Annotated in this window: 7 protein-coding genes; all 7 read left to right on the forward strand. The window is 35.7% G+C overall.

Translation table 11 applies throughout. The features are described from left to right. Positions 1 to 24 precede the first annotated feature (24 nt). The 7 genes from KQI71_RS11855 (at position 25) to KQI71_RS11885 (ending at position 5,857) form a co-directional block, all read left to right on the forward strand. Positions 25 to 807: a shikimate kinase gene (locus tag KQI71_RS11855; protein ID WP_216436339.1), complete on the forward strand. Its 783-nt coding sequence runs from the start codon at positions 25 to 27 to the stop codon at positions 805 to 807. A gap of 22 nt (positions 808 to 829) precedes the next feature. Further along, positions 830 to 2,014: an iron-containing alcohol dehydrogenase gene (locus KQI71_RS11860; RefSeq protein WP_216436340.1), complete on the forward strand. Its 1,185-nt coding sequence runs from the start codon at positions 830 to 832 to the stop codon at positions 2,012 to 2,014. A 65-nt stretch (positions 2,015 to 2,079) separates the two neighbouring features. Next, on the forward strand, positions 2,080 to 2,637 hold the full coding sequence (efp, locus tag KQI71_RS11865) for an elongation factor P (protein WP_216436341.1): 558 nt from the start codon (positions 2,080 to 2,082) through the stop codon (positions 2,635 to 2,637). Then, entirely contained in the window at positions 2,637 to 3,503 is an 867-nt protein-coding gene (locus tag KQI71_RS11870) for a DMT family transporter (protein WP_216436342.1), read from the forward strand. The genes efp and KQI71_RS11870 overlap by 1 nt, the downstream gene beginning before the upstream one ends. Further along, entirely contained in the window at positions 3,504 to 4,268 is a 765-nt protein-coding gene (gene xth / locus KQI71_RS11875; RefSeq protein ID WP_216436343.1) for an exodeoxyribonuclease III, read from the forward strand. It abuts the gene before it with no gap. A gap of 16 nt (positions 4,269 to 4,284) precedes the next feature. Further along, complete coding sequence (locus tag KQI71_RS11880; RefSeq protein WP_216436344.1) at positions 4,285 to 4,953, forward strand: acyltransferase; 669 nt, start codon at positions 4,285 to 4,287, stop codon at positions 4,951 to 4,953. Between the two features lie 13 nt (positions 4,954 to 4,966). Continuing rightward, positions 4,967 to 5,857, forward strand: coding sequence for a hypothetical protein (locus KQI71_RS11885; protein WP_216436345.1), 891 nt, complete (start codon positions 4,967 to 4,969; stop codon positions 5,855 to 5,857). Positions 5,858 to 6,117 lie beyond the last annotated feature (260 nt).

The raw sequence follows: 6,117 nt of genomic DNA on the forward strand, positions 1-6,117 counted from the left end.
TAAAAAGAAAAGGAAAAGCTACAAATGAATCAGTTAGATGAGATCAGAGAGAGACTGGATCTATGTGATAAAAAGATTGTATCTGTTTTAGAAGAGAGAATGGATATTATCAAAGAGATCATGGTCTACAAAAAGGAAAATGGTCTGCCGATTTTGCAGCCTGAACAGGAAAAAAGGCAGAGAAAAATGCTGAAGACACATGTAAGTGACAATACATATAAGAATGAAATTCTTGATATTTTTACTTATATTGTAGAAAACAGTAGAAGAATCCAGGCAAGAACCTTATTTACACATAATATTTTGTTAATTGGATTTATGGGAGCTGGGAAAAGTACCGTTTCTTCTTATTTAAGTAAAATTTTAGCATCGCCTCAGGTAGAAATGGATCAGGTGATTGTGGAAAAAGAAGGAATGTCCATTAATAAGATCTTTGAAGAATATGGAGAAGTTTACTTCCGTAACTGTGAAACGAATCTTTTGATCGAACTGCAGAAAGGAAATAACCAGATTATTTCCTGTGGTGGTGGTGTTGCGCTTCGAAGTGAAAATGTGAAAGAAATGAAGAAAAATGGAAAGGTTGTTTTATTAACCGCTTCACCAGAAGTGATTCTTGAAAGAGTAAAAGATAGCGATGAAAGGCCGCTTCTTCGTGGAAATAAAAATACAGAATTTATTTCAAAAATGATGGAAGAACGTCGTCCAAAATATGAAGCAGCTGCTGATGTGATTGTAGATACAGATAATAAGACCGTAGAAGAGATTGCAGAAGAAATTGTTGTAAAACTGACGCGTGGTACAAATTAAAACCACAAATGGAGGAAAAAGCATGCAGGCATTTACTCAGTATACACCGACAAAAATTGTATTTGGAAAAGATACAGAAAAGAAAGTTGGAAAACTTGCAAAAAGCGGTGGGGCAACAAAAGTTTTCGTTGTTTATGGGGGCGGAAGTGTTGTAAGAAGTGGATTATTAGATCGTGTGACAAAGGCCATTTTGGATGCAGGACTTGCTGTTAAGACATTCGGGGGAGTGAAACCAAATCCGAGATTATCTTTTGCAAGAAATGCAGTAAAAGAAGCCATTTCATTTGGAACTGATTTTGTTTTGGCTGTCGGAGGCGGAAGTGTCATTGATACAGCCAAGGCAGTTTCTCATGGTGTTGCCAATCCACAGACAGATATCTGGGATTTTTGGTCAAGAAAGAAAACTGTGGAAAAATCACTTCCAGTCGGTGTTGTTTTAACACTTGCGGCAGCAGGAAGTGAGACAAGTGACTCAGCGGTTCTTACCAATGAAGAAACGAGGATCAAACGAGGTCTTACAACCGATTTTAATCGCCCGGATTTTGCAATTATGAATCCGGAACTTACTTACACATTACCAAAATATCAAGTTGGATGCGGTGTTGTAGATATTATGATGCATACACTTGACCGGTATTTTACACTGACAGAACACAATGAATTGACCGATGAGATTGCAGAAGGTTTGCTTCGTACGGTAATAAAAAATGGTGCAATTGCAATAAAAGATTCACATAATTATAATGCAATGAGTGAGATTATGTGGGCTGGAAGTTTATCTCATAATGGATTGACTGGGCTTGGAGCCGTAAAAGATTTTGCAGTTCATCAGCTTGGACATGAACTAAGTGCTAAATTTGATATTGCACATGGGGCAAGTTTGTCTGCAGTATGGGAAGCATGGGCAACGTATGTATTTAAAGAAAAACCAAAACGTTTTGCACAGTATGCAAGAAATGTCTGGGGTGTAAAAGAAAGTGACGATGAAAAAGCTTCCCTAGAGGGAATCGAAAAAACCGTTGCTTATTTTCAGTCGCTTGATATGCCAACAAGCTTTGGACAGGCACCGGAAGTTGGAATCAAAACAGAAGAAGAACTTCGAAAAATGGCGGATGGATGTTCTTATGGAAATACAAGAACGATAGGATCATTTAAAGTCTGCAACCGAGAAGATATTTATGAAATCTATCGACGAGCAAATAAATAGTTGATTCGTTTATAGATTTATAATAAAATGAAAAAAAGATAAATTTGAAGGAGGACAATTATAATATGGTTACTGCAGGAGATTTTAAAAATGGATTAACGATCGAATTCGAAGGTAATATTTACCAGATCATCGAATTCCAGCATGTAAAACCAGGAAAAGGAGCAGCGTTTGTACGTTGTAAATTAAAAAATATTAAGAGTGGCGGTGTTGTAGAAAAGACATTCCGTCCAACAGAAAAATTTGAAAATGCGCATATCGAACGTAAAGAGATGCAGTATTTATACAATGATGGAGAATTATTCTACTTTATGGATAATGAAACATTTGATCAGATCGCATTAGGACCTGATGTTATTGGAGATTCTCTGAAATTTGTAAAAGAAAATGAAAATGTAACAATCGTTTCTCATGCTGGAAATGCATTCCAGGTAGAACCACCAATTTCTGTAGAGCTTCTTGTTACAGAATGTGAACCTGGTGAAAAAGGAAACACAGCACAGGGTGCAACAAAACCTTGTATCGTTGAAACAGGTGCTCAGGTTATGGTTCCATTATTCGTTAACGAAGGCGATACGTTAAAGATTGATACAAGAACCGGAGAATATTCTTCTAGAGTATAATGTTAAGTCAGAAAAATCGTGGAATTATATGCATCATCCTGTCATCACTTTCATTTGCATTAATGAATATGTTTTTGAAAATGGCGGGAGATCTGCCATCGATTGAGAAAAGTTTTTTTCGGAATCTGATTGCTGCGATAATTGCATTTTTTATGTTAATTCGCAGTCAGGAAAGTTTCCATATTCAAAAGAAAAATTTGCACTTATTTATCTTAAGGTCCCTTGCAGGGACCTTAGGTATTTTCTGCAACTTTTATGCGGTAGATCATTTGATGCTTTCTGATGCTTCCAGCTTGAATAAGTTATCGCCGTTTTTTGTTATTGTATTTTCTTATTTTGTGCTGAAAGAAAAGATTACTTTTACACAACTTGCTTGTGTTATTTCCGCATTTGTCGGAAGTATGTTTATCGTAAAACCGACATTTACAGGAGGTTTTACACCAGCATCACTCATTGGTTTTGCAGGTGGAATGTTTGCAGGATTTGCCTATACTTGTGTGCGTAAACTTGGAATACGAGGAGAAAAAGGACCGATGATTGTTTTCTTCTTTTCTACATTTTCCATGTTGTCATGTGTTCCGTTTTTAATTGTAGATTTTCATCCAATATCGTTAAAACAGCTGATCTTTTTATTACTGACGGGACTTGCTGCAGCAGGAGGACAGTTTGGAATCACAGCAGCTTATACGTATGCACCTGGAAGAGAGATATCTGTTTATGATTATACGCAGATTATGTTTGCGGCAGTTCTTGGATTTTTATTCTTCCGTCAGATACCAGATGTATGGAGTTTTGTCGGCTATTTTATTATTATTGTGGCCGGTATTTCCATGTTTCTGTACAACAAAAAGCATGGAGGAGATTAAATGAAATTTATTTCTTGGAATGTGAATGGCATTCGTGCTTGTGTAAAAAAAGGTTTTGTTGATGTTTTTCAAACATTGGATGCAGATATTTTTTGTATTCAAGAGAGCAAGATGCAACAAGGCCAGCTTGATCTTGAACTTCCGGGTTATTATCAATATTGGAATTATGCCGTAAGAAAAGGATACTCGGGAACTGGTATTTTCACAAAAAAAGAGCCGTTATCTGTTTCTTATGGAATGGGAATCGAAGAGCATGACCAGGAAGGGCGTTTGATTACTCTGGAATTTGAAGATTATTATTTTCTTACGGTATACACGCCAAATTCGCAAAGCGCGCTTGCAAGACTTGACTATCGGATGAAATGGGAAGATGATTTTCATTCTTATCTGAAAGAACTGGAAAAGAAAAAACCAGTCATTTTATGTGGAGATTTAAATGTTGCACATAAAGAAATTGATCTTAAAAATCCAAAGACAAATAGAAAAAATGCAGGTTTTACAGATGAAGAACGTGGGAAAATGACAGATCTTTTAAAAGATGGATTTGTTGATACGTTTCGTTATCTTTATCCTGACAAAGAAGGAATTTATTCTTGGTGGTCTTATCGCTTTCATGCCAGAGAAAAAAATGCAGGGTGGCGAATCGATTATTTCCTCGTATCAGAATGTTTAAGAGATAGAATTAAAGATGCGAAAATCCTTACAGACATCATGGGATCAGACCACTGTCCAGTAGAACTGGATTTTAGTGAAAAACTTTTGTAAAAAAGGAGTTGCAAAAATGAAGGAATTAACAAATCAAAGTTTATTTTTAAATATGGATCAGACAATTGCAGGAGAACTTTTTGATCAAACAACATATCCATGGGAGATTTTATCTTTGATCAAAGATTTTATTCTGAAAAAAGGTCCAACATTATCAGAAGAAGAATATGATCATCCAGAAGAGGATATCTGGATTGCCAAAAGTGCGACAATTGCCAAAACAGCAACAATCATAGGACCTGCAATTATAGGACCTGAAACAGAAGTACGTCCAGGTGCTTTTATTCGTGGAAACGCATTGATTGGATCAGGATGTGTTGTTGGAAACTCAACAGAAATTAAGAATGACATTTTATTTAATAATGTACAGGTACCTCATTATAATTATGTAGGGGATTCTATTCTTGGATATAAATCTCATATGGGAGCTGGGTCTATCACATCAAATGTCAAATCAGATAAAACGAATGTTACCATTAAAAATGGAAATGAAAAAATCGAAACTGGAAGAAAAAAAATTGGTGCAATTCTTGGGGACTATGTAGAAGTTGGATGCGGAACGATCTTAAATCCGGGATCTGTAGTTGGACATCATACAAATATTTATCCATTATCAATGGTACGTGGATATATTAAACCAGAAAGTATTTATAAAAAAGCCGGAGAAATTGCAGAAAAACGTTAAGGAAGGGAAGCTCATGAAAAAAAAGCAGGTTCAGAGAATTTTGACAACCGTAATGATTCTTGGACTTTCCCTAAGTACGACTGGTTGTTTTAAGCCTTCACAAAAAGCAGTGATCAATTCTAAATATTATCAACAGCTAAAGGAAGAGAATGAAAAGATATCTGGGCAGTTGAAATCAGAACGCAAAAAAACTGCTTCTTTGGAAAAAAAGATCAAAGCAATTCATGCAACCTATGGAGATCGCAAACTTGCAGAATATAAAAGTAAGGTAAAAGGCAGCACAATTGTAAAGATGAGTTTTGTTTCAAAATCTGTAAAACATCAAAGTTTTGCTGTTACTAATACACCGGTATGCCAGTATGCAAAAGATATTATCATGGGATGCTATCGTATCATTGGCATGACGCCGGGAGATTTGGAAAAACAGTATAAAAAACAAATGTATTCTTATGCGTTAATTGATGAAGATAATACAACTTACGAATTTAAGGTATATGGAAATTGTTATATTGTTTTTGATGATATTCCGGAAAATGTATATGTTTATAATGATGCATCTGTCATTGGAGAAGGCCTTGTAGATGCACCGGTTCAAAAAAAATATTTGAATTTTGTGGATCGGATGGCTGATGCACAGATTATTGTTTCTGATACAAAACTTCATCTGAATCATGCAGCAATTGAAGTATCAAGAATTCTAGCAACGATGACAGATAATTATATTGATCGTGCAAAATATGATACAAAAGATTGGAAAGAATATCGTTTCTATACATATGGAACGATGACGAAGCTTTTATATAGTGATCAGAAAGTTATTTGCATTGAAGATAAAAAAGGTGCACAAAACTTTTACAAGATATCGGATAAAGATTTTAAAAAATTAAAGAAGATATTAGAATAGAAAGAATGAGATAGTTTGGTGACTGTCTCATTTTTTGCTTTATAGGAAAGACCGCCGTTGGCGTTCAGTTGAATTGAAAATAGCCCGCACAGAGGCGGGCATGACAAAGAAACGGTTGCCAGTTTAGAAGATATAGAAACCTTCTTCACCGAAATCGTCATCAAGTTCGTCATCATTTAAGAAATCATCCATATCCAGAAGTTCCTCCTCGCTCCTATGGCGAATGTCCTTGGACGTCATACCTTCTGGGGGATTTTCAA

Origin of the sequence: Anaerostipes sp. MSJ-23 (genome assembly GCF_018918155.1) — a bacterium.
Taxonomy (GTDB): Bacteria; Bacillota; Clostridia; order Lachnospirales; family Lachnospiraceae; genus Anaerostipes.